Here is a 20159-nt window from a genome sequence, read left to right as displayed (position 1 = left end):
TTACACTAGCTATGGGACCAACAACATGACCATCAACGCCATTCTGCAAGCGCGCGCGGGCGCCAAGTGTGAACTGTGCAGCGCCGAGCAGGTGCTGACCGCCTTCGTGGTGCCTCACTCCCCCGCCAGCGACGATGATCACAGCGTTGCTATCTGTGACACCTGCCGTGGTCAGCTGGAACAACCGGATACCCTGGTGGTGAACCACTGGCGTTGCCTGAGTGACAGCATGTGGAGCCAGGTGCCTGCGGTGCAGGTGATGGCATGGCGCCAGCTCAAAGCACTCTCCGGCAAGGGTGAAGTATGGGCTCAGGATCTGCTGGACATGATGTACATGGAAGACGAAGCCAAGGCTTGGGCTGAAGCTGGTATTGCTGACGAAGATGACGACAGCGTACCGACCGTTGACTCCAACGGCGCCGTGCTGCAAGAGGGCGACTCCGTTACCCTGATCAAGGATCTGGACGTGAAAGGCGCCGGTTTTACCGCCAAGCGCGGCACCCTGGTCAAGGGCATCCGTCTGACCAACAACCCGCTCCATATCGAAGGCAAGGTCAACGGCGTGCAGATCGTACTGGTTGCTGCCTACCTGAAAAAGGCCTAAGCCAAGGGCGATTGCTCTGCTGTCTGCAGCCAGAGCACAAGCACAACGGAAAAAGGATGGCGTCACGCCATCCTTTTTTATACCCGCTTGCCGCAAACGGCCAACCTGAGTCCATAACAAGCCAGCCAAAGCAACAAGGCGCATCCGAATGAACGCGCCTTGTTTACATGGCCGATGCCGTTAACCGGCAGCGGAAACGGTCACTCAGGAGGAGAGTTTGCCGTCCAGCTCGGCAATCTTGGCAGACCAGTAGGCCGGGCCGGTTTCGTGGATGTTGTTGCCTTCGGAATCGACCGCTACGGTCACCGGCATATCTTCCACTTCAAACTCGTAGATCGCTTCCATGCCGAGATCGGCAAAGGCCACCACGCGTGCCTTCTTGATGGCCTTGGCCACCAGATAAGCGGCGCCGCCTACCGCCATCAGATAGACGGCCTTGTGCTGCTTGATACTCTCGACAGTTTTCGGACCACGCTCGGACTTGCCGATCATGCCGATAAGGCCGGTTTCACCCAGCATCATGTCGGTGAACTTGTCCATCCGGGTAGAGGTGGTGGGGCCAGCCGGGCCAACTACTTCGTCACGCACCGCATCGACCGGGCCAACGTAATAGATGAAGCGGTTGGTGAAATCGACCCCTTCCGGCAGCCCTTCGCCATTTTTCAGCATGTCGGCGATACGCTTGTGGGCGGCATCGCGACCGGTGAGGATCTTGCCGGAGAGCAGCACGGTATCACCGCTCTTCCAGCTGGCCAACTCGGCCTTGGTGATGCCATCGACGTTAACGCGGCGCACGTTGCCACCCGCTTCACGGGTGATCTCCGGCCAGTCGCTCAGTTTCGGCGGGGTCAGCTCGGCGGGGCCTGAACCATCCAGCTCGAAGTGAACGTGGCGGGTGGCGGCGCAGTTGGGGATCATCACCACCGGCTTGGAAGCGGCGTGAGTCGGCGCAGATTTGACCTTCACATCCAGCACGGTAGTCAGACCGCCCAGACCCTGGGCACCGATCCCCAGCTTGTTGACCTTGTCGTAGAGCTCGACCCGCAGCTTCTCTTCGGTAGTTTGCGGGCCACGGGCGATCAGCTCCTGAATGTCGATGTGCTCCATCAGAGCCTCTTTGGCCAGCACCGCCGCTTTCTCGGCGGTACCGCCGATGCCGATGCCCAGCATGCCGGGCGGGCACCAGCCTGCGCCCATGGTCGGCACGGTTTTCAGCACCCACTCGACGATATCGTCAGAGGGGTTGAGCATCACCATCTTGGATTTGTTCTCGGAGCCGCCGCCTTTGGCCGCGATGCTCACTTCCACCTTGTTGCCGGGGATCATGTCGATATGCACCACGGCAGGGGCGTTGTCTTTGGTATTCTTGCGACTGCCAGCCGGATCGGCCAGCACGGAGGCGCGCAGCGGGTTGTCAGGATTGGTGTAGGCACGACGGGTCCCTTCGTCCACCATCTCCTGCACCGTCATGTCGCTGTCCCACTGGACTTGCATGCCGATCTTGACGAAACAGGTCACGATACCGGTGTCCTGGCAGAGCGGACGATGACCTTCGGCGGACATGCGGGAGTTGATCAGGATCTGGGCCAGCGCATCTTTGGCGGCCGGGTTGGCCTCACGGTCATACGCCGCTTTGGCAGCCTGAACAAAATCCAACGGGTGGTAATAGGAGATGTACTGGAGGGCATCTGCGATAGAATCGATGAAATCCTGTTTTTTTATAATGCTCATATCATCCTCACTGGTCCTTGTCTCTGCCACGGAGCAGGGCAAGGGCTTCCATATGATGGGCCGTGCTGACGTGCTGGCTAAAAACTATCAACCAGCAAAAAACGAACGACACGGCAGTTTTTTCTTAAGTCACCGACACCTATGATACGCTTGCCCACCAGCACCGACTAGGGTTCGGGAACCAAACTGTTGCCTGTGTAACATAAAATGACGCCAACACTTCATATCCATCATCTAGACCATAGTGCTGAACTCCATCAGCTTTTTGCCCGCCTGCAACATCAGCCGTGGGCCATGTTGCTGGAATCGGCGGGACCACTCGGCGCCGATAACGGCTTTGATGTCATCACTGCCGATCCGCTGGCGACCCTCGAAACCCGTGGCGAGGTGACCACTCTGCGTGTCGGGGCGAATATCAGCAAACACCACGAAGATCCCCTCGCCCTGCTGGCCCATACCCAGCAACAGTTGCTGGGGGAGCTGGAACTGTACGCCACTCACCTGCCCTTTATTGGCGGCGCCCTCGGCCTGTTTGGCTATGATCTGGGCCGCCGCTTCGAGCGGCTGCCGGTGCAGGCCGCCGCCGATATCGCGGTGCCGGACATGGCGGTAGGCATCTACGACTGGGCACTGCTGCGCAATGTGGCGACCGGCGACTGGCAGCTGGTGCACTGGGGGGATGAAGCTGGCCTTGCCAACCGGCTGGCCTGGCTTGAACAGCAACAGGCCAAACCGGCCCCTGCCTTTGCCTTGCAGGGGTCGTGGCAGAGCAATATGAGCCGCGCCGAGTATGGCGAGAAGTTTGCCCACATTCAGGAATACCTTGCCGCGGGGGATTGCTACCAGATCAACCTGACCCAGCGTTTCAGCGCCCCCTATCAGGGGGATGAGTGGCAGGCCTATTGCCTGCTGGCAACCGCCAACAAGGCCCCCTTCTCAGCCTTTATCCGCCTGCCGGACAGTGCACTGCTGAGCCTCTCCCCCGAGCGGTTCCTGCTGCTTGATGGCCGCCATATCGAAACCAAACCTATCAAAGGCACTCGCCCTCGCCACCCCGATCCGGCCACCGATCGGCAAGTCGCGCGGGAGCTGGCACAGGCGGACAAGGACAGATCAGAGAATCTGATGATCGTTGATCTGCTGCGCAACGACATCGGTCGGGTCAGCCGGCCTGGCTCGGTCAGCGTGCCTCATCTCTTTGCGGTGGAGTCGTTTCCGGCGGTACATCATCTGGTCTCCACCATCCATGGTGAGCTGGATGCACGCTGGCAAGGGGTCGATCTGCTGCGGGCCTGTTTCCCGGGTGGCTCCATCACCGGCGCCCCCAAGATCCGCGCCATGGAGATCATCGAAGAGCTGGAGCCCCAGCGCCGCAATGCCTATTGCGGCAGCATCGGCTATCTCAGCCAGCATGGCCGGATGGATACCAGCATCTGCATTCGCACTTTGATCGCCGAAGCGGGTCGTCTGCACTGCTGGGCCGGTGGCGGCATCATCGCCGACTCCGACGCCGACAGCGAATATCAGGAGACCTATGACAAGGTCGCCCGCATCCTGCCGCCGCTGTCGGCGCTGTAACCCTCCCCACTGTCTGGCCAACGCACAGGAGAGCTCCCCGCCATGGATCGCCACGAACTGCTGACCCGCTTCCAGTTGCAGCGACCCGCCCCGGCACATCGCCTCGCCATTGGCGGGCTCAGTCCGGCGGCGGTGTTGATCCCGGTGGTGATGCGCGATGAGGGGCTCAGCGTGTTATTGACCCGGCGCAGCCCACGGCTGCGCCATCATGGGGGACAGATCAGCTTCCCCGGCGGGCGACAGGATCCCGGCGACGAAAACCTCATTGCCACGGCGCTGCGAGAGACCGAAGAGGAGCTCGGCATTCCGGCCCGACTGATTGAAGTGATCGGCACCCTCAACCCGCTCAATACGGTGTCACGATTCGAGGTGCTGCCGGTGCTGGGGCTGCTCGATGGCAACTATCCTCTCATCCTGAGTCCGGATGAGGTGGATCACGCCTTCGAAGTGCCGCTGACCCATCTGCTGGATCGGCGCAACCACATCCCCCTGACCCTTTACAGGGGGGGGAAAGCACACACCATCTACTGGATCCCCTGGCAACAGCACTTTATCTGGGGGGCTACCGCCAGCATGATTAACCAGCTAGCCCAGCATCTCGCAAAATAACAATTTACCTACATTTGTCTGAGCGAGATTTAATCATTAACACTAAAATAACGTGCCAATTGATAAACAATAATTGAATTTTTCTTGTTTTGATCACATTTCCATAAGAAAGTGCGGTTTTTCGTGCCGTAAAGATGAATTTGATCAACATTTTTGATTAGAAAAACCGTATCCTTGCGCCGACTTAATAAGAACCACACATTCGGGGTGAGATAGATGTCAAACACAGTCACTGGCACGCAGGGAGTTGCGGCGTCAACAGAGCAAGGGATCAGCTCTACTCAAACCACTCGTTGGGAAAAACGCGACTCTACCTGGGTCATCAGTCTGTTCGGGACCGCGGTTGGCGCGGGGATCCTGTTCCTGCCGATCAACGCGGGTATGGGCGGTTTCTGGCCGCTGGTCGTCATGGCGCTGCTGGTAGGTCCCATGACCTATCTGGCCCACCGTGGCCTGGCCCGCTTCGTGCTCTCCTCCAAAAAGCCAAATGCAGACATCACCGAAGTGGTGGAAGAGCACTTTGGCGTGGGTGCTGGTAAATTAATCACCCTGCTCTACTTCTTCGCCATCTACCCCATCGTGCTGATCTACGGCGTGGGTATCACCAACACCGTCGAAAGCTTTATGGTCAACCAGCTGCAGATGAGTGCCCCGCCGCGCTGGATCCTCTCCATCGTGCTGATCATGGGCATGATGTCGGTGATGCTGGCCGGTGAAAAGCTGATGCTGAAAGTGACCGAGCTGCTGGTTTATCCGCTGATCGCCATTCTGGCCGGTATCTCTTTGTACCTCATTCCGGACTGGACCGGTGCCGCGCTGGAGCAAGTGCCCTCTGCCAAGGATTTCGCCACTACCCTGTGGCTGACCATTCCGGTACTGGTCTTCTCCTTCAACCACAGCCCGGCCATCTCCAGCTTCTCCCTTGCCCAGCGCCGCGACCACGGTGATCAGGCGGTCGAGAAAGCCGATGCCATCCTCAAGCGTACCGCCATGGTGCTGCTGGGCTTCGTGATGTTCTTCGTCTTCTCCTGCGTCATGAGCCTGACACCGGCCCAGCTGGCGGAAGCCAAGGCTCAGAACATCGCCGTGCTCTCCTATCTGGCCAACCAGCATGCCAGCCCCATCATCTCCTACTTCGGTCCGCTGGTTGCGTTCGTCGCCATCGTCTCCTCCTTCTTCGGCCACTATCTGGGTGCCCGTGAAGGTCTGAAAGGGATGATCGTGCAGAACATGCGCAAGTCCGGCAAAGAGCCGAACGCCAAGAAAGTCGAGATGTTCATCATCGCCTTCTTCATCCTGACCCTGTGGGGCACTGCCATTGCCAACCCTTCCATCCTGGGCATGATTGAATCCTTGGGCGGCCCGATCATCGCTACCATCCTGTTCATCATGCCGATGTACGCCATCAAGCGCGTACCGGCCATGGCGAAATATCAGGGCCATATCAGCAACGTATTTGTCGCTGTGATGGGGATGATCGCCATCTCCGCCATCCTCTATCAGCTGGTCGGTTAATCCCCTACCTGCCACTGATAGCAAAAAGCCAGCCGAACACTCGGCTGGCTTTTTTTATTGCGTTGTCCCGTCCTGAATAGTCTTGCCACTCATCACGCAGTTATTGCAGCCACAGCACCTGAACTCACACAACAACCAAGGAAACAACCCTTATCCGGCAACCACATCATGATGTTTCAGGGCTTCTCACCGAACCTCGACCAACAAAAATGCCAGTCGGGTAAGCGACTGGCATCTCTTGATAAACACGCACTATCTCTGGCTGATTAGAGTGGTTGCGCTTCCAACAGGAACGGCGTGATACCGGTGATTTCCGGAATACCGAGCACCAGGGTGTCTTTCTGACCATTGCTACCCGGTTTCATGGTCAGATATGCAGTGACACTGGCGTTGCGATCGGCAAATTCGCGCATCCTTTTTTCCCAGAGCCCCTCATAAATTTTTCCCTCTTTGATATCAGCAGGCCCTGTCAAGGTATTGAAACTGCATGACCGATTGTTCCAACCAGTCAACGTCAGCTTGTTCAAACCTTGAGTGTTGGCCTCTGTCTCACCGCTTACAGAACACCCTTCTTTAAACAGGATGGTCAGCTTGATCCCCAAGCCATTGTTGCTGCGCTCGGTTTTGAAATCTTGAAACAGTGCACTCTCCCCAAGGTTGTACCAGGAGTCCGCGTTGATAGGCGCAGTGACCATCGGCTGCAATGCCACTTGGCCGCCCCAATTCTGAATAGTGAGTGCAGAATCGATTTTGGCTTTGACGGGTCGATAATCGAGTACCCAGAGTGACTGGCTGCTTCCCGCCGTATCTGGCACAGACGCCACCTTGACCAACCCATCGACATTGGTATTGGACTTTTGCTCAGCCGAGTCGAAGGTACTGGGTTGGCTTTTGTTCACCAGCAACGACAACGTCAGTGGGTAACCCTCACCTTTATTCAGAGAAGAGAAGCCTTGAGGGAAGGTATAAGTGCTGACTGTGGCACTTCTTTTCTCAGCAATGTTCATCACCCAACCCGTACCCTCTGTGGACGCCGGATAGACAAGACCGACCGCACGATAACTGTCGTTGACCGGACGGTTGATTAACTGCCCCTGAGCGTCCATCAGGACGGGGAGATAGACGCCAGCCACCGGCAGCGCCCTCGGTTGCGGCTCAGGTGGAGTGGTACCACCACCACCACTATCTCCGCCACCACCACCGCAACCAACCAAACCTAATGCACCAATAATTGCCCACGAAAGCGTAGTTTTTTTCATTATTTAATCTCGTTTTTTAGCCTGAACCTTATTATTCCGCAGCTATTTTAACGGGGCAGCACCCGCACTGTCTGTCGGCTATTTGTAACCAAACATTTCATCAAAATGAATGTTTTCTTGCGCACTCCTCTCCTCAACACATTTAGGCCCGCTGATATAAAAAGCCCCTCACAGAGAGGGGCTGAATCGAAAAATCGAGCTACCGGCTCACGCCTCGCTGCTGGGCAGCGCGGAAGGTTCCAGCAGGGTTTCATCTTCGGCCATGCAAGCAGCGGCGGTGAACAGCACGTCGGTGGAGCTGTTCAGCGCCGTCTCGGCAGAATCCTGCAGCACGCCGATGATAAAGCCGACTGCTACCACCTGCATGGCGATGTCATTGCTGATGCCAAACAGGCTACAGGCCAGCGGGATCAGCAGCAAGGAGCCGCCCGCCACACCGGAAGCGCCACAGGCACTGATGGTGGCGACCACGGAGAGCAGAATGGCCGTTGCCATGTCCACTTCCATCCCCAGGGTATGTACCGCCGCCATGGCGAGCACAGTGATGGTGATAGCGGCACCCGCCATATTGATGGTGGCACCCAGCGGGATGGAGACCGCGTAGGTATCTTTGGGCAGGCGCAGTTTTTCACACAGCGCCATGTTGACCGGAATGTTGGCGGCAGAGCTGCGGGTAAAGAAGGCGGTCACACCGCTCTCTTTGAGGCAAGTCAGCACCAGCGGATAGGGGTTGCGCTTGATCTTCCAGAACACGATCAACGGGTTGACCACGAAGGCGATAAACAGCATGCAGCCGATCAGCACCACCAGCAGTTGGGCATAGCCAAACAGGGCGTCAAAGCCGGTCTCTGCCAGAGTGGAAGCAACCAGACCCAAGATCCCGAGCGGAGCACAGCGGATCACCGCTTTCACGATGGCGGAGACACCGTGAGACAGGTCAGTGATCAGCGCCTTGGTGCTCTCGTTGGCATGGCGCATGGCGATACCCAGACCGATGGCCCACGCCAAGATCCCGATATAGTTGGCATCCATCAGCGCCTTGACCGGGTTGGTCACCACGTTGAACAGCAGGGTCTGCAGCACCTCGGTGATCCCGCCTGGCGGGGTGATCTCGGCAGTATTGGCCACCAGATGGAGGTTGGAGGGGAACAGGAAGCTGGCAATCACCGCGACCACGGCCGCAGAGAAAGTACCAAAGAGGTAGAGCGCCAGCAGCGGGCGAATATTGGTCTTCTGACCCTGCTTGTGACCAATGATGGCCGCCATCACCAGTACGAATACCAGCAGCGGGGCTACCGCTTTCAGTGCACCAACAAACAGACTGCCGAGCAGACCTGCCGTTTTCGCCCACTCGGGGGCAAACAGAGCCAGCAAGATACCGAATACCAGACCAACCAGGATCTGGCTGACCAGACTGGTGCTATTGACCAGCCGAAGGAGGGGGTGTTGTTGTGTCATCAAAAAAGTCCCTAAGCACCGTAGTGCATGAATCATGAGTCCTGTCTGCAACCACTCATCGGAAGACCCCTGTCGCCCGAATGTGGTGTCTGTGGCCAGCCTTCTGTCGGGCCGATCCGCCAGTCACCGGATTGCATGACGGAATATCCCATTCGCCATCTTTTTTTTCCAGAGACTCACCAAAAAATATCCCGTTTCCATCACAAAAAACCGCAACAAAACCTTAACCACAGCGCAACCACCCATTTTTGTACGTTTTATCGACACTCTCTGCCCTCACCCTCACGACCATTCCTGTGTCATCCATGACCGGAATCGCTGTGCTATCATCCCCCATTTGCTGCGGAGTCTTGCCATGATCACATCCCTGCTCAACCAATATTTTGGTTTCTCCGCACTCAGGCCAGGTCAGGAGGCGGTGATCAGCCGGGTGCTGGCTGGTCAGAGTGCCGCCGCCATCTTTCCCACCGGCTCCGGCAAGTCCCTCTGTTATCAACTGCCTGCCCTCGCCCTGCCTCACCTGACCCTGGTGATCTCGCCGCTGCTGGCGCTGATGCACGATCAACTCGCCTTCCTTAAAAGCAAGGAAATAAGCGCTGCTACCCTCGACTCAAGCCAGAGCCCGGAGGAGAGCCGACGAGTGATGCAGCAGGCGCTGGATGGACAGCTCAAGATCCTGATGATCTCGGTGGAGCGACTCAAGAATGAGCGCTTTCGCCGCTTTATCCAGCAAGTGCCGCTCTCGCAGCTGGTCGTCGATGAGGCGCACTGTATCTCGGAGTGGGGCCACAACTTTCGCCCCGACTACCTCAAGCTGCCGAGCTATCGCCATGACCTGAAGATCCCACAGGTGTTGCTGCTGACGGCCACCGCCACACCGGCGGTGATTCAGGATATGCAGACCAAATTCGGCATCGCGCCGGAGGGGGTCGTGGTCACCGGTTTCTATCGCCCCAATCTTGATCTGGCCGTCATTCCCCTGTCGCCCGATGCGCGGGATAGCTGGCTCGCGCAGGAGTTGGCCAACGATCCGACGGCCCCCACCATCGTCTACGTCACCTTGCAACACACCGCCGAAGCCTGTGCCGAGCACCTCATTAGAGAAGGGATCAACGCCCGCGCCTATCATGCCGGACTCGACTCGGCGCTGCGCAGTCAGATCCAGCACGACTTCATGGCGGGCAAGGTGGACTGCATCGTCGCCACCATCGCCTTTGGCATGGGGATCGACAAAGCGGATATCCGGCGGGTCATTCACTACGATCTGCCCAAATCTATCGAGAACTACAGCCAGGAGATTGGCCGCGCCGGACGGGATGGCCAGCCATCGCGCTGTATCGTGCTGGCCAACCAGAGCCAGCTGCCGGTGCTGGAGAACTTCGTCTACGGCGATACGCCGGATTTGAGTGCCATCCTCCAGCTCCTTGCCATCATCAAGCAGAGCGGGAGCGAGTGGGAATTCACCCTGCTGCGCCTCTCCAACGACACCAATATCCGCCAGTTGCCCCTTAAAACCCTGCTGGTCTATCTGGAGATGGCAGGCATCATCACCCCGGCCTACAGCTACTACGCCGACTACCGCTTCAAGTTTGTGCTGGATAAAGGCGAGATAGTGAGTCGCTTCAATCCGGATCGTCGCCAGTTTCTGGAGCAACTGTTCGCCTGCGCCCCGCAAGCCCGCAGTTGGTGCACCATGGACTTTGACGCCCTCTGGCAGGGCTATCAGGGGGAGCGACAGCGGGCGGTTGCGGCGCTCGACTACCTGCAGCAGCAAGGCTGGATCGAGCTTGAAAGCAAACAGATGACCGAGGTCTACCGGATCAACCGTCAAGGGTGGGACAACGAGCAGGAAGCAAAAGCCCTGCACGCCCTGTTCCTGCAAAAAGAGCAGAGCGAGCTGGCAAGACTGCAAGCCATGCTCGACTTTTTCACCTCAAGTGAGTGCCTGAGCCACCGCCTCGCCCGCTATTTTGCCGATGAGGTGGCGCCGGTTCATTGTGGCCACTGTTCGGTTTGTCGCGGCGAGGTGGCGCATCTCCCGCCCCTGCCCTCACTGACCATGCCAAACGAGGCGGGGATCCGCGCCTGGTGCGATCCGCTGATTGCCAAGACAGGTTCGGTGGATGCGCGTGTTCTGGCCCGTTTCCTGTGCGGCATCACCACACCGCTGACCAGCCGGGTCAAAGCCAAATCGCTGGCGGGTGCAGGCCAGTTGGCCGCGCACCCGTTTGCAAGCGTCCTGGCGGCAGTGCAACAAGCCTACCCTTGCTAGATGAGTGCTGGCGGCGTCAATAGCCACCAGCAGAAACAAGCGTTTACAGACACAGAAAAAGAAGACCCTCGCGGTTGCGAGGGTCAAGCCAACGGAAACGTGCTTAAACAGAGCTTGGTGAGGCAACAGTCAACTCTCTTGCTAAAGCGTCTTGCTGCTCACACATCGCCAATCTAGGGCACTCAAAATGTAGCGTCAATGTAAAAATTAGAGCTAAAACTCCAAGCAAAGTGATTTACGTTGACGTACACGTAATGACGTTTTCATTCATAACCCCGCCAACCCGCAGCCCCATTGCCTTTCGTCAAACCCCTTAATCTTTTCGCAATAAGTTCCCTGTTTCCCATAAACATTTATTTTTTATGTCTTTGACATTTACCTCACTATCGTGGCAAAAATAATTTAACAGTCAGTAACATAGCGGTGTTGTTGACTGACCCTCCCCGCACAAGGATCGGGCAGGTTTCTTCAGAATTTAACCTATCAACCGTGATGGATTACTGGAGTCTGTTGACTAGGCTTTAAAAGCGCACAACACAAAAGCAGTCATCCACATTTTTCAGGGTAAGCGACTATAACGAGGGCAAAGTTATGGGCATATTCGAGCATTACCAACAGCGATATGAAAAAGCGAGAGAAGAGGAATATACCATCCAGGAGTTCCTGGATATGTGTAAGCAGGATAAAGCCTGCTACGCCTCCGCAGCCGAACGTCTGCTGACCGCCATTGGTGAGCCGGAGATGGTAGACACCTCAGCCAACCCCAGACTGAGCCGACTCTTCTCCAACCGCGTCGTGGCACGCTATCCCGCCTTCAAGGATTTCTACGGGATGGAAGAGGCCATCGAACAGATCGTCTCCTACCTCAAACACTCCGCCCAAGGGCTGGAGGAGAAGAAACAGATCCTCTATCTGCTGGGCCCTGTTGGCGGCGGTAAATCCTCGCTGGCAGAGAAACTCAAATCCCTGATGCAGAAGGTGCCCATTTATCGCATCAAGGGCTCACCGGTCAACGATCACCCCTTCTGCCTGTTCGATATCGAAGAGGATGGGGAGATCCTGGAAAAAGAGTACGGCATCCCGCGCCGTTACCTGCGTCCCATCATGTCCCCCTGGGTGGCCAAACGCCTGCACGAGTTTGGCGGCGACATCACCAAGTTCAAGGTGGAGAAGGTCAACCCCTCCATCCTCGATCAGATTGCCATCGCCAAAACGGAACCGGGTGATGACAACAACCAGGATATCTCCTCACTGGTCGGCAAGGTCGACATCCGCATGCTGGAGCACTTCGCCCAGGATGACGCCGATGCTTACTCCTACTCAGGTGCGCTCTGTAAAGCGAACCAGGGGGTTATGGAGTTTGTGGAGATGTTCAAGGCGCCTATCAAGGTACTGCACCCGCTGCTGACAGCAACCCAGGAGGGTAACTACAACGGTACCGAAGGGCTCTCTGCCCTCCCCTTTGACGGCATTCTGCTGGCCCACTCCAACGAATCCGAATGGCAGCAGTTCCGCAACAACAAGAACAACGAGGCCTTCCTCGACCGCGTTTACATCGTCAAGGTCCCTTACTGCCTGCGCGTCTCGGAAGAGGTGAAGATCTACGAAAAGCTGCTGGTCAATAGCGAACTGACCGAGGCCAAATGCGCCCCAGGTACCCTCGAACTGCTGGGCCAGTTCTCGGTACTGTCACGGCTGAAAGAGCCGGAAAACTCCAGCATCTACTCCAAGATGCGGGTCTATGATGGCGAGAGCCTCAAAGACACCGATCCCAAGGCGAAGAGCTATCAGGAGTATCGCGACTACGCCGGTGTGGACGAGGGGATGAATGGTCTCTCTACCCGTTTTGCGTTCAAGATCCTCTCCCGCGTCTTCAACTTCGACCACGCGGAAGTGGCTGCCAACCCGGTGCACCTCTTCTATGTGCTGGAGCAGCAGATCGAGCGCGAACAGTTCCCGCAAGAGCTGCACGATCGCTACCTTGAGTTCATCAAGGGCTATCTGACCCCGCGCTATGTGGAGTTCATCGGCAAGGAGATCCAGACCGCCTATCTCGAGTCCTACTCCGAGTACGGTCAGAACATCTTCGATCGCTACGTCACCTACGCCGACTTCTGGATCCAGGATCAGGAGTACCGTGACCCCGAAACCGGCCAGCTGTTTGACAGAGCGTCTCTCAACAGCGAGCTGGAGAAAATTGAAAAACCCGCCGGGATCAGCAACCCGAAAGATTTCCGTAACGAAATCGTCAACTTCGTGCTGCGTGCCCGGGCCAACAATGCAGGCCGTAACCCCAACTGGACCAGTTACGAGAAGCTGCGCACCGTGATCGAGAAAAAGATGTTCTCCAACACGGAAGAGCTGCTGCCGGTTATCTCCTTCAACAGCAAAACCTCGGCCGAGGAGCAGAAGAAGCACGATAACTTTGTCGAACGGATGATGGAGAAAGGCTACACCCGCAAACAGGTGCGACTGCTCTCCGAATGGTATCTCAGGGTACGCAAGTCATCCTGACCCTGACTGTTCAAGGGGGAGTTATGGCGCATTTTATCGACCGCAGGCTCAACGGCAAAAACAAAAGCGCTGTCAATCGGCAGCGCTTCATCCGCCGCTACAAGAAGCAGATAAAACAAGCGGTCTCGGATGCTGTCTCCAAGCGCAGCATTCAGGACGTAGACAAGGGTGAGAGCATCAGCATCCCGACCAAGGATATCGGCGAGCCCCATTTTCATCAGGGGCACGGCGGTAAACGGGAGATGGTGCATCCCGGCAATGACCAGTTCGTCTCCGGCGACAAGATTGACCGTCCCAAAGGAGGGGGCGGTGGACAGGGTTCCGGCGAGGGACAAGCATCCAATCAGGGAGAAGGGGCCGATGATTTCGTGTTCCAGATCTCCAAGGATGAGTATCTCGATCTGCTGTTTGAAGATCTGGAGCTGCCCAGGCTGCAGAAAACCCAGCTCAACCAGCTGATGGAGGTGAAAACCTACCGGGCGGGCTACACCTCAAACGGGGTGCCCGCCAACATCAACGTGGTGCGTTCCCTGCAAAATTCGCTGGCACGTCGCATGGCGCTGCAAGCGGGCAAGAAACGCCAACTGCATGAACTGGAAGATCGGCTGGCTCTGCTGGCCAACGATCCCAACGAGCACTTTGCCGAAATCGCCCTGCTCGAGAAGGAGATCAGGGAGCTGAAACGACGGATCGATGCGGTGCCGTTTATTGACACCTTCGATCTCAAGTTCAACAACTTCGTCAAACGGCCCGTCCCCTCCAGCCAGGCGGTGATGTTCTGTCTGATGGACGTCTCGGGCTCCATGGATCAGGCCACCAAGGAGATGGCCAAACGTTTCTATATCCTGCTCTATCTGTTCCTGAGCCGGACTTACAAGAACGTAGAAGTGGTCTATATCCGCCACCATACCCAAGCCAAGGAGGTGGATGAACACGAGTTCTTCTACTCCCAGGAGACAGGCGGCACCATCGTCTCCAGCGCCCTCAAGATGATGAATGACATCATCAATGAGCGTTATCCCGCCAACCAGTGGAACATCTATGCGGCGCAAGCGTCGGATGGTGACAACTGGGCTGATGACTCACCACAGTGCAGGGAGATCTTGGCGCGGGACATCATGCCAAGGGTGCGGTACTACTCCTACATCGAGATCACCACCCGTGCTCACCAGACCCTGTGGCACGAATATGAGTCGGTAGCCAGCCAGTTCCCCCACTTTGCGATGGAGCATATTCGCAAGGTCGAGGATATCTATCCGGTGTTCCGCGAGCTGTTCAAGAAACAAGCGGCGTGAGGAGGTCACATGATCGAAACAGAAAAACGTGTAGCGCCACTGGATGACGGACCAGACTGGAACTTCGATCTGCTGGAGACCTATCACCAGGAGATCGCCCGGGTCGCCCGTTTCTACAAGCTGGACACCTACCCCAACCAGATCGAGGTGATCACCGCCGAACAGATGATGGATGCCTACTCCAGCGTCGGCATGCCCATCGGCTATCAGCACTGGTCGTTCGGCAAGCGCTTTATCCATACCGAGCGCAACTACAAGCGCGGCCAGATGGGGCTGGCCTACGAGATCGTCATCAACTCGGATCCCTGCATCGCCTACCTGATGGAGGAGAACACCATGCCGATGCAGGCGCTGGTGATGGCACACGCCTGCTACGGCCACAACTCCTTCTTCAAGAACAACTACCTGTTCAAGGCCTGGACCGATGCCTCCTCTATCATCGACTACCTGCTGTTCGCCAAGAACTACATCACCCAGTGCGAAGAGAAGCATGGCATCGAGGCGGTGGAACAGCTGCTCGACTCCTGCCATGCCCTGATGAACTTCGGGGTGGATCGCTACAAGCGTCCCCAGAAGATCTCGATGGCTGAGGAGAAGCGGCGTCAGAAGGCGCGGGAAGATTATCTGCAGACTCAGGTCAACGAGCTGTGGCGAACCCTACCCAAACAGCATAAAGCGGCTGGCGTGGAGGACAGGCGCTACCCCGCAGAGCCCCAGGAGAACATTCTCTACTTCATCGAGAAGAATGCCCCCTTGCTGGAGCCCTGGCAGCGGGAAGTGGTGCGCATCGTGCGCAAGATAAGCCAGTATTTCTATCCGCAAAAGCAGACCCAGGTGATGAACGAGGGATGGGCCACCTTCTGGCACTACACCATCCTCAACCACCTCTATGACGAGGGCAAGCTGAGCGATCGCTTCATGATGGAGGTGCTGCACAGCCACACCAACGTGGTCTATCAACCGGCCTACAACAGCCGCTACTACTCGGGGATCAACCCCTATGCGCTGGGGTTTGCCATGTTTACTGACCTGCGCCGCATCTGCGAGAACCCGACCGAGGAAGATAGATACTGGTTCCCCGACTATGCCGGCAGCAACTGGGTCGAAACCCTCCACTTTGCCATGCAGAACTTCAAGGATGAGAGCTTTATCAGCCAGTTCCTCAGTCCCAAAGTGATGCGGGATATGAAGTTGTTCGCCATTGATGACGACGATCTGAAGAACTATCTGAAGGTCTCCGCTATCCACAATGACGAGGGGTACCGTCAGGTGCGCAATACCCTGTCGGCCCAATACAACCTCAGCAATCTGGAGCCCAATATTCAGGTCTACAACGTTGCCGTGAAGGGGGATCGCTCCCTCACCCTGCGCTATGTGCCCCACAACCGCATCCCCCTTGGCGACTCTCGCCATGAGGTGCTCAAACACCTCCATCAACTGTGGGGATTCGATGTGGTGCTGGAGCAGGATAACGGCGAGCTGCCACCCGATATCATAGGTCGTTGCCCGGAGCGCAAACCGGGGATCTGACCCGCGATCAGATATCTCTACGGCCCACTTCGGTGGGCCGTTTTTTAATCGGTTGCTTCTGCCAGCATGAGCGCAGCCCAAGCCGTACAACCCGAACAAACCACAACATAGAAAGAGGCCCGCATGGTGTGCGGGCCTCTTTGCCTTGCGGTCACTCTGCTGCGGTTATCAGTAGAAGGTCTGCTGCTCTGCCGCCATCGCCTTGAGACGGGCACAGGGGGCGAACCGGTCGCCGTGGCGCTTCTGATAATACTCCAGACGGCCAACCAGATGATCGATCCCGAGGGTGTCCATATAACGGAACGGGCCGCCGAGGAAGGGCGGGAAACCGATGCCGAAGATGGCACCGATATCACCATCACGAGCCGAGGCCACCACACCGCTATCCAGCGCCATCGCCGCTTCGTTGAGCATCAGCAGCACGCAGCGCTCGGCGATCTCCTGACGGGCCAGCTTGGCAGACGGCTTGATGCCGAGCACGCCATAGACGCTCTCGTCCACCGTCTTCTTGCCCTCTTTGCCGGTCAGCTTGTTACGCGGTGCCGCCTTGCCATAGAGGTAGAAGCCCTTGCCGTTCTTGCGCCCCTTGCGATCGTTTTGCAGCAGCTTGTCGAACGCCTTGGGTGCCTGGAACTGCTCGCCACCCAACTCTTTTTCGAGGATGGGGGAAATCTTGGCCCCCACATCAATGCCCACTTCGTCAAGCAGGGTGATGGGGCCAACCGGGAAACCGAAGTCGAGCAACGCGCTATCCATCACTTCTACCGGCTCCCCTTCCAGCACCAGACGTGCTGCTTCGTTCATGTAGGGAGCGAGGATGCGGTTGACGTAGAAACCGGCCTCGTCCTTCACCACGATAGGCGTTTTGCCCTGTGCGCGGGCGAAGGCCAGAGTGGTGGCGACCGTCTCGGCACTGGTGCCGGCGTGGGGGATGATCTCCGCCAGCGGCATCTTGTCGACCGGACTGAAGTAGTGCAAACCGATAACCCGCTCGGGGTGGCTCGCCACTGAAGCTATCTGGTTGATGGGCAGTGACGAGGTATTGGAGGCAAACACTGTGTGTTCACCACACTCACGCTCCACATCCTTCACCATCTGGTGTTTGAGATTGAGATCTTCAAACACCGCCTCCACCACCATGTCGACCCGGTGGAAACCGGAGTAGTCCAGAGTACCGGTCAGCAAGCTCATCTGCTTCTCAAGCTCACTGCGCAGGATATGACGGCGCTTGAGTTTCTTGGCCAGGATGTCGTAGCTGTAGCGCATGGCATTGCCGATCCCGGCGCTTGCCACATCCTTGATCCGCACCGGTACGCCCGCCTTGGTGGCGGTGACGAATGCGATGCCCCCCCCCATCAGGCCGCCACCCAGCACGGCTGCGTGGCCTACCTTGCGAGGCTCTGCTCCCTGATAGGTGACCTCTTTCTTCATTTCCGTGGTGGCAAAGAAGATAGAACGCAGGGCAGCAGACTCGGCCGTCATCACCAGCTCGCCGAAGTGGCGGGACTCGGCGGCGAGGCCAGCCTGCATCCCCTCCTCCACACCAATGCGCACCACGTCCAGGATCCGCTCCGGCGCAGGGTAGTTACCACGGGTCTTGGCTTTCACCCCCTTACGTGCCTGATCGAACAGCACCTTGCGGCCAAGCTTGTTGGTCTCCAGCAGCTTGCCCTGCAGATCCCGCTTCAACTCGTGGCGGGGCTTGCCCTTCTTGGCCAACTTGATGGCGGCATCCAGCAGGATCGAAGGCGGTACCACATCGTCCACCAGCCCCAATTTTTTGGCCTGTTTGGCACGCACCTGCTTGCCGGTCAGCATCAGATCCAGCGCCTTGGCCACCCCGATGAGGCGCGGCAGGCGCTGGGTACCACCGGAGCCCGGCAGCAAGCCAAGTTGCACCTCGGGTAGACCCAGCACGGTTTTACCGTGATCGGTCACCACCCGACCATGACAGGCCAGCGCCAGCTCCAACCCGCCGCCGAGGCAAGGGCCGTGAATAGCGGCGATCACCGGGATGGTCATTGACTCGATCTCGGCAAAGATAACCTGCCCTTCTCGCGACAGGGTCTCGGCATCCTTGGCACTGGTGCAGGCGGCCAGCATGGTGATGTCGGCTCCGGCGATGAAGGAATCCTTCTTGCCGGAGGTGATCACCAGACCGATCAAATCCTTGTTGCGTTTCACCTCGGCCAGCACGGTGCGGATCTCCTCCACAAAGGCGGCTTTCAGGGTATTCATGCTCTCGCCCGGCACATCCATGGTGAGAATACCAATGCCATCATGGCGAACATCCAGGGAAAAAGTCTTAGCGCTCATTATTCAACCTCCAACACCATAGCCACACCCAATCCACCCGCCGCACAGGCGGTGTTGAGTCCCAATCCCCCACCACGACGACGCAGCTCATGCAGGGTCTGGGTGATCATCCGCGCACCGGTCGCGGCAAAGGGGTGGCCATAGGCCAGCGAACCACCGAGGACGTTGAACTTCTCCATGTCCACCTCGCCGATGGCCTGATCGCGGCCCAGCTTGTCACGGGCAAACTCGTGGCTTGCAAACATCTTGAGGTTGGCCAGGGTCTGGGCGGCAAAGGCTTCGTGCATGTCGATCAAGGTGAGATCGCTGAGCGTGATGCCGGCACGGTCCAGCGCCAGCGGCGTGGCGTAGGAGGGACCCATCAACATGTCCTGCCACACATCGATGGCCGAGAAAGCGAAGCTGCGGATATAGCCAAGCGGCTCGAGACCCAGCTCTTTGGCTCGCCCTTCCCGCATCAGCAGCACGGCGGCAGCGCCATCGGTCAGCGGCGTGGCGTTGGCTGCAGTGACTGTGCCATGAACCCGATCAAACACCGGCTTGAGCTTGGCGTAGCTCGCCAAGTCCGAGCTTTCACGGATATTGTTGTCCCGCTCCAGCGGCGACTTGTAGGGCGGTACATGGGCGGTAAACACCTCGCCACTGAGCTTGCCATCGGCCCAAGCCTGCGCGGCCAGAGTGTGAGAGCGATGAGCCAACGCATCTTGCGCCTCGCGGCTGATCTGGTGGCTCTTGGCCATCTGCTCGGCGGTCTGTCCCATGGAGAGGCCAGTAGAGTATTCCGCCACGGCAGGCGGCACCGGCAACAGATCCTTGACCCTCAATGTCCGCAGAATATTGAAGCGCTGCTGCAGATTGCGCGCCTTGTTGAGATCCACCAGAGCGCGGGCCAGCTTCTTGCTCACCCCGATAGGCAGCACAGAGGAGGAATCAGCACCGCCGGCGATGGCGATGTCTACGGTACCGGCCATGATGGATTCGGTGACGTTGGCCACCGCCTGGAAACTGGTGGCGCAGGCGCGGGAGACACTATAGGCATCGGTATTGACGCTCATGCCGGTACCGAGCACGATTTCGCGAGCAATGTTGGGGGCTTCCGGCATCTGAACCACCTGACCAAACACCAGCTGGTCGATAAGCTTGGGATCGAGATCGGTACGGGCAAGCATCTCGCTCACCACCAGTTTGCCGAGATCGACTGCTGGCACGCCATGAAAGGCGGTGGCCTGCTTGGCAAAGGGGGTACGCAGCCCCGCCACGACGGCAATCCGTTCGCCCTGGCGAGTCGTCAGTTTCAATGGCTGTTTCATCCTGGCTCCTTGGTTTAAAAGGCAGAGGTCTGACCTCATCGCGCCACATCTTAACAATCCAATCACAAGTTTCATACAGCTGATTGAAACTAAATTAAGCGCGGCAAGGCCCCTTTGCTCGCCCTTGGGAAGCAACTGGAGTATAAAAAGATCAACTTCCATAAAAAC

The 20159-nt window shown here is 57.6% G+C and carries 13 protein-coding genes; 8 read left to right on the top strand and 5 right to left on the bottom strand.

Features of this window, described 5'->3' with window-relative positions; genetic code table 11:
• Positions 1–25: 25 nt before the first annotated feature.
• Entirely contained in the window at positions 26–604 is a 579-nt protein-coding gene (locus AB5Y83_RS17140) for a PhnA domain-containing protein (protein WP_362782742.1), read from the top strand.
• 204 nt (positions 605–808) lie between these two features.
• Here the strand turns inward: AB5Y83_RS17140 and AB5Y83_RS17135 are convergent, their stop codons facing one another.
• Entirely contained in the window at positions 809–2335 is a 1527-nt protein-coding gene (locus AB5Y83_RS17135; RefSeq protein WP_005351759.1) for a fumarate hydratase, read from the bottom strand.
• A 294-nt stretch (positions 2336–2629) separates the two neighbouring features.
• Between AB5Y83_RS17135 and pabB the strand changes: the two genes are divergently transcribed.
• The 3 genes from pabB (at position 2630) to AB5Y83_RS17120 (ending at position 6037) form a co-directional block, all read left to right on the top strand.
• Positions 2630–3913 carry an aminodeoxychorismate synthase component I gene (gene pabB / locus AB5Y83_RS17130; RefSeq protein ID WP_368175620.1) on the top strand — a complete coding sequence of 428 codons (1284 nt, stop codon included), beginning with the start codon at positions 2630–2632 and terminating at the stop codon, positions 3911–3913.
• Between the two features lie 42 nt (positions 3914–3955).
• The gene (locus AB5Y83_RS17125) at positions 3956–4522 is read left to right on the top strand and encodes a CoA pyrophosphatase (RefSeq protein ID WP_005360373.1); all 567 of its coding nucleotides are present in this window, start codon (positions 3956–3958) and stop codon (positions 4520–4522) included.
• A 216-nt stretch (positions 4523–4738) separates the two neighbouring features.
• Positions 4739–6037, top strand: a complete 1299-nt coding sequence (locus tag AB5Y83_RS17120) for a serine/threonine transporter (protein WP_005345325.1) — start codon at positions 4739–4741, stop codon at positions 6035–6037.
• A gap of 266 nt (positions 6038–6303) precedes the next feature.
• Here the strand turns inward: AB5Y83_RS17120 and AB5Y83_RS17115 are convergent, their stop codons facing one another.
• Entirely contained in the window at positions 6304–7296 is a 993-nt protein-coding gene (locus AB5Y83_RS17115; RefSeq protein WP_368175607.1) for a hypothetical protein, read from the bottom strand.
• 207 nt (positions 7297–7503) lie between these two features.
• Positions 7504–8754, bottom strand: coding sequence for a serine/threonine transporter SstT (gene sstT / locus AB5Y83_RS17110; RefSeq protein WP_005351744.1), 1251 nt, complete (start codon positions 8752–8754; stop codon positions 7504–7506).
• 355 nt (positions 8755–9109) lie between these two features.
• Between sstT and AB5Y83_RS17105 the strand changes: the two genes are divergently transcribed.
• The 4 genes from AB5Y83_RS17105 to AB5Y83_RS17090 all read left to right on the top strand — a co-directional run bounded on the left by AB5Y83_RS17105 (position 9110) and on the right by AB5Y83_RS17090 (position 16365).
• On the top strand, positions 9110–11026 hold the full coding sequence (locus AB5Y83_RS17105) for an ATP-dependent DNA helicase RecQ (RefSeq protein ID WP_368175606.1): 1917 nt from the start codon (positions 9110–9112) through the stop codon (positions 11024–11026).
• A 591-nt stretch (positions 11027–11617) separates the two neighbouring features.
• Complete coding sequence (locus tag AB5Y83_RS17100) at positions 11618–13540, top strand: PrkA family serine protein kinase (RefSeq protein ID WP_033113275.1); 1923 nt, start codon at positions 11618–11620, stop codon at positions 13538–13540.
• Positions 13541–13563: 23 nt separating this feature from the next.
• The gene (locus tag AB5Y83_RS17095) at positions 13564–14835 is read left to right on the top strand and encodes a YeaH/YhbH family protein (protein WP_005351738.1); all 1272 of its coding nucleotides are present in this window, start codon (positions 13564–13566) and stop codon (positions 14833–14835) included.
• A 9-nt stretch (positions 14836–14844) separates the two neighbouring features.
• Positions 14845–16365 (top strand): SpoVR family protein, encoded by a 1521-nt coding sequence (locus tag AB5Y83_RS17090; protein WP_019445117.1) that lies wholly within the window; start codon positions 14845–14847, stop codon positions 16363–16365.
• A 168-nt stretch (positions 16366–16533) separates the two neighbouring features.
• On the opposite strand, the gene fadJ is transcribed toward AB5Y83_RS17090, so the two are convergent.
• Both fadJ and fadI read right to left on the bottom strand, forming a co-directional pair.
• Positions 16534–18681 (bottom strand): fatty acid oxidation complex subunit alpha FadJ, encoded by a 2148-nt coding sequence (fadJ, locus tag AB5Y83_RS17085; protein WP_368175605.1) that lies wholly within the window; start codon positions 18679–18681, stop codon positions 16534–16536.
• Positions 18681–19991 carry an acetyl-CoA C-acyltransferase FadI gene (fadI, locus tag AB5Y83_RS17080; protein WP_058057647.1) on the bottom strand — a complete coding sequence of 437 codons (1311 nt, stop codon included), beginning with the start codon at positions 19989–19991 and terminating at the stop codon, positions 18681–18683. Before fadI ends, fadJ begins: the two co-directional genes overlap by 1 nt.
• Positions 19992–20159 lie beyond the last annotated feature (168 nt).

Origin of the sequence: Aeromonas sp. R5-4 (assembly GCF_040908215.1) — a bacterium.
In the GTDB taxonomy this organism is placed as follows: Bacteria; Pseudomonadota; Gammaproteobacteria; order Enterobacterales; family Aeromonadaceae; genus Aeromonas; species Aeromonas veronii.
Note: the sequence above shows the minus strand (reverse complement) of the source record. Positions and strands in the feature narration are given on the sequence as shown.

What these genes read in the sequence shown, in the direction of transcription:
- AB5Y83_RS17140 (WP_362782742.1), top strand. Translation starts at nt 26, where the DNA reads ATGACCATCAACGCCATTCTGCAAGCGCGCGCGGGCGCCAAGTGTGAA.
- AB5Y83_RS17135 (WP_005351759.1), bottom strand. Translation starts at nt 2,335, where the DNA reads ATGAGCATTATAAAAAAACAGGATTTCATCGATTCTATCGCAGATGCC.
- pabB (WP_368175620.1), top strand. Translation starts at nt 2,630, where the DNA reads ATGTTGCTGGAATCGGCGGGACCACTCGGCGCCGATAACGGCTTTGAT.
- AB5Y83_RS17125 (WP_005360373.1), top strand. Translation starts at nt 3,956, where the DNA reads ATGGATCGCCACGAACTGCTGACCCGCTTCCAGTTGCAGCGACCCGCC.
- AB5Y83_RS17120 (WP_005345325.1), top strand. Translation starts at nt 4,739, where the DNA reads ATGTCAAACACAGTCACTGGCACGCAGGGAGTTGCGGCGTCAACAGAG.
- AB5Y83_RS17115 (WP_368175607.1), bottom strand. Translation starts at nt 7,296, where the DNA reads ATGAAAAAAACTACGCTTTCGTGGGCAATTATTGGTGCATTAGGTTTG.
- sstT (WP_005351744.1), bottom strand. Translation starts at nt 8,754, where the DNA reads ATGACACAACAACACCCCCTCCTTCGGCTGGTCAATAGCACCAGTCTG.
- AB5Y83_RS17105 (WP_368175606.1), top strand. Translation starts at nt 9,110, where the DNA reads ATGATCACATCCCTGCTCAACCAATATTTTGGTTTCTCCGCACTCAGG.
- AB5Y83_RS17100 (WP_033113275.1), top strand. Translation starts at nt 11,618, where the DNA reads ATGGGCATATTCGAGCATTACCAACAGCGATATGAAAAAGCGAGAGAA.
- AB5Y83_RS17095 (WP_005351738.1), top strand. Translation starts at nt 13,564, where the DNA reads ATGGCGCATTTTATCGACCGCAGGCTCAACGGCAAAAACAAAAGCGCT.
- AB5Y83_RS17090 (WP_019445117.1), top strand. Translation starts at nt 14,845, where the DNA reads ATGATCGAAACAGAAAAACGTGTAGCGCCACTGGATGACGGACCAGAC.
- fadJ (WP_368175605.1), bottom strand. Translation starts at nt 18,681, where the DNA reads ATGAGCGCTAAGACTTTTTCCCTGGATGTTCGCCATGATGGCATTGGT.
- fadI (WP_058057647.1), bottom strand. Translation starts at nt 19,991, where the DNA reads ATGAAACAGCCATTGAAACTGACGACTCGCCAGGGCGAACGGATTGCC.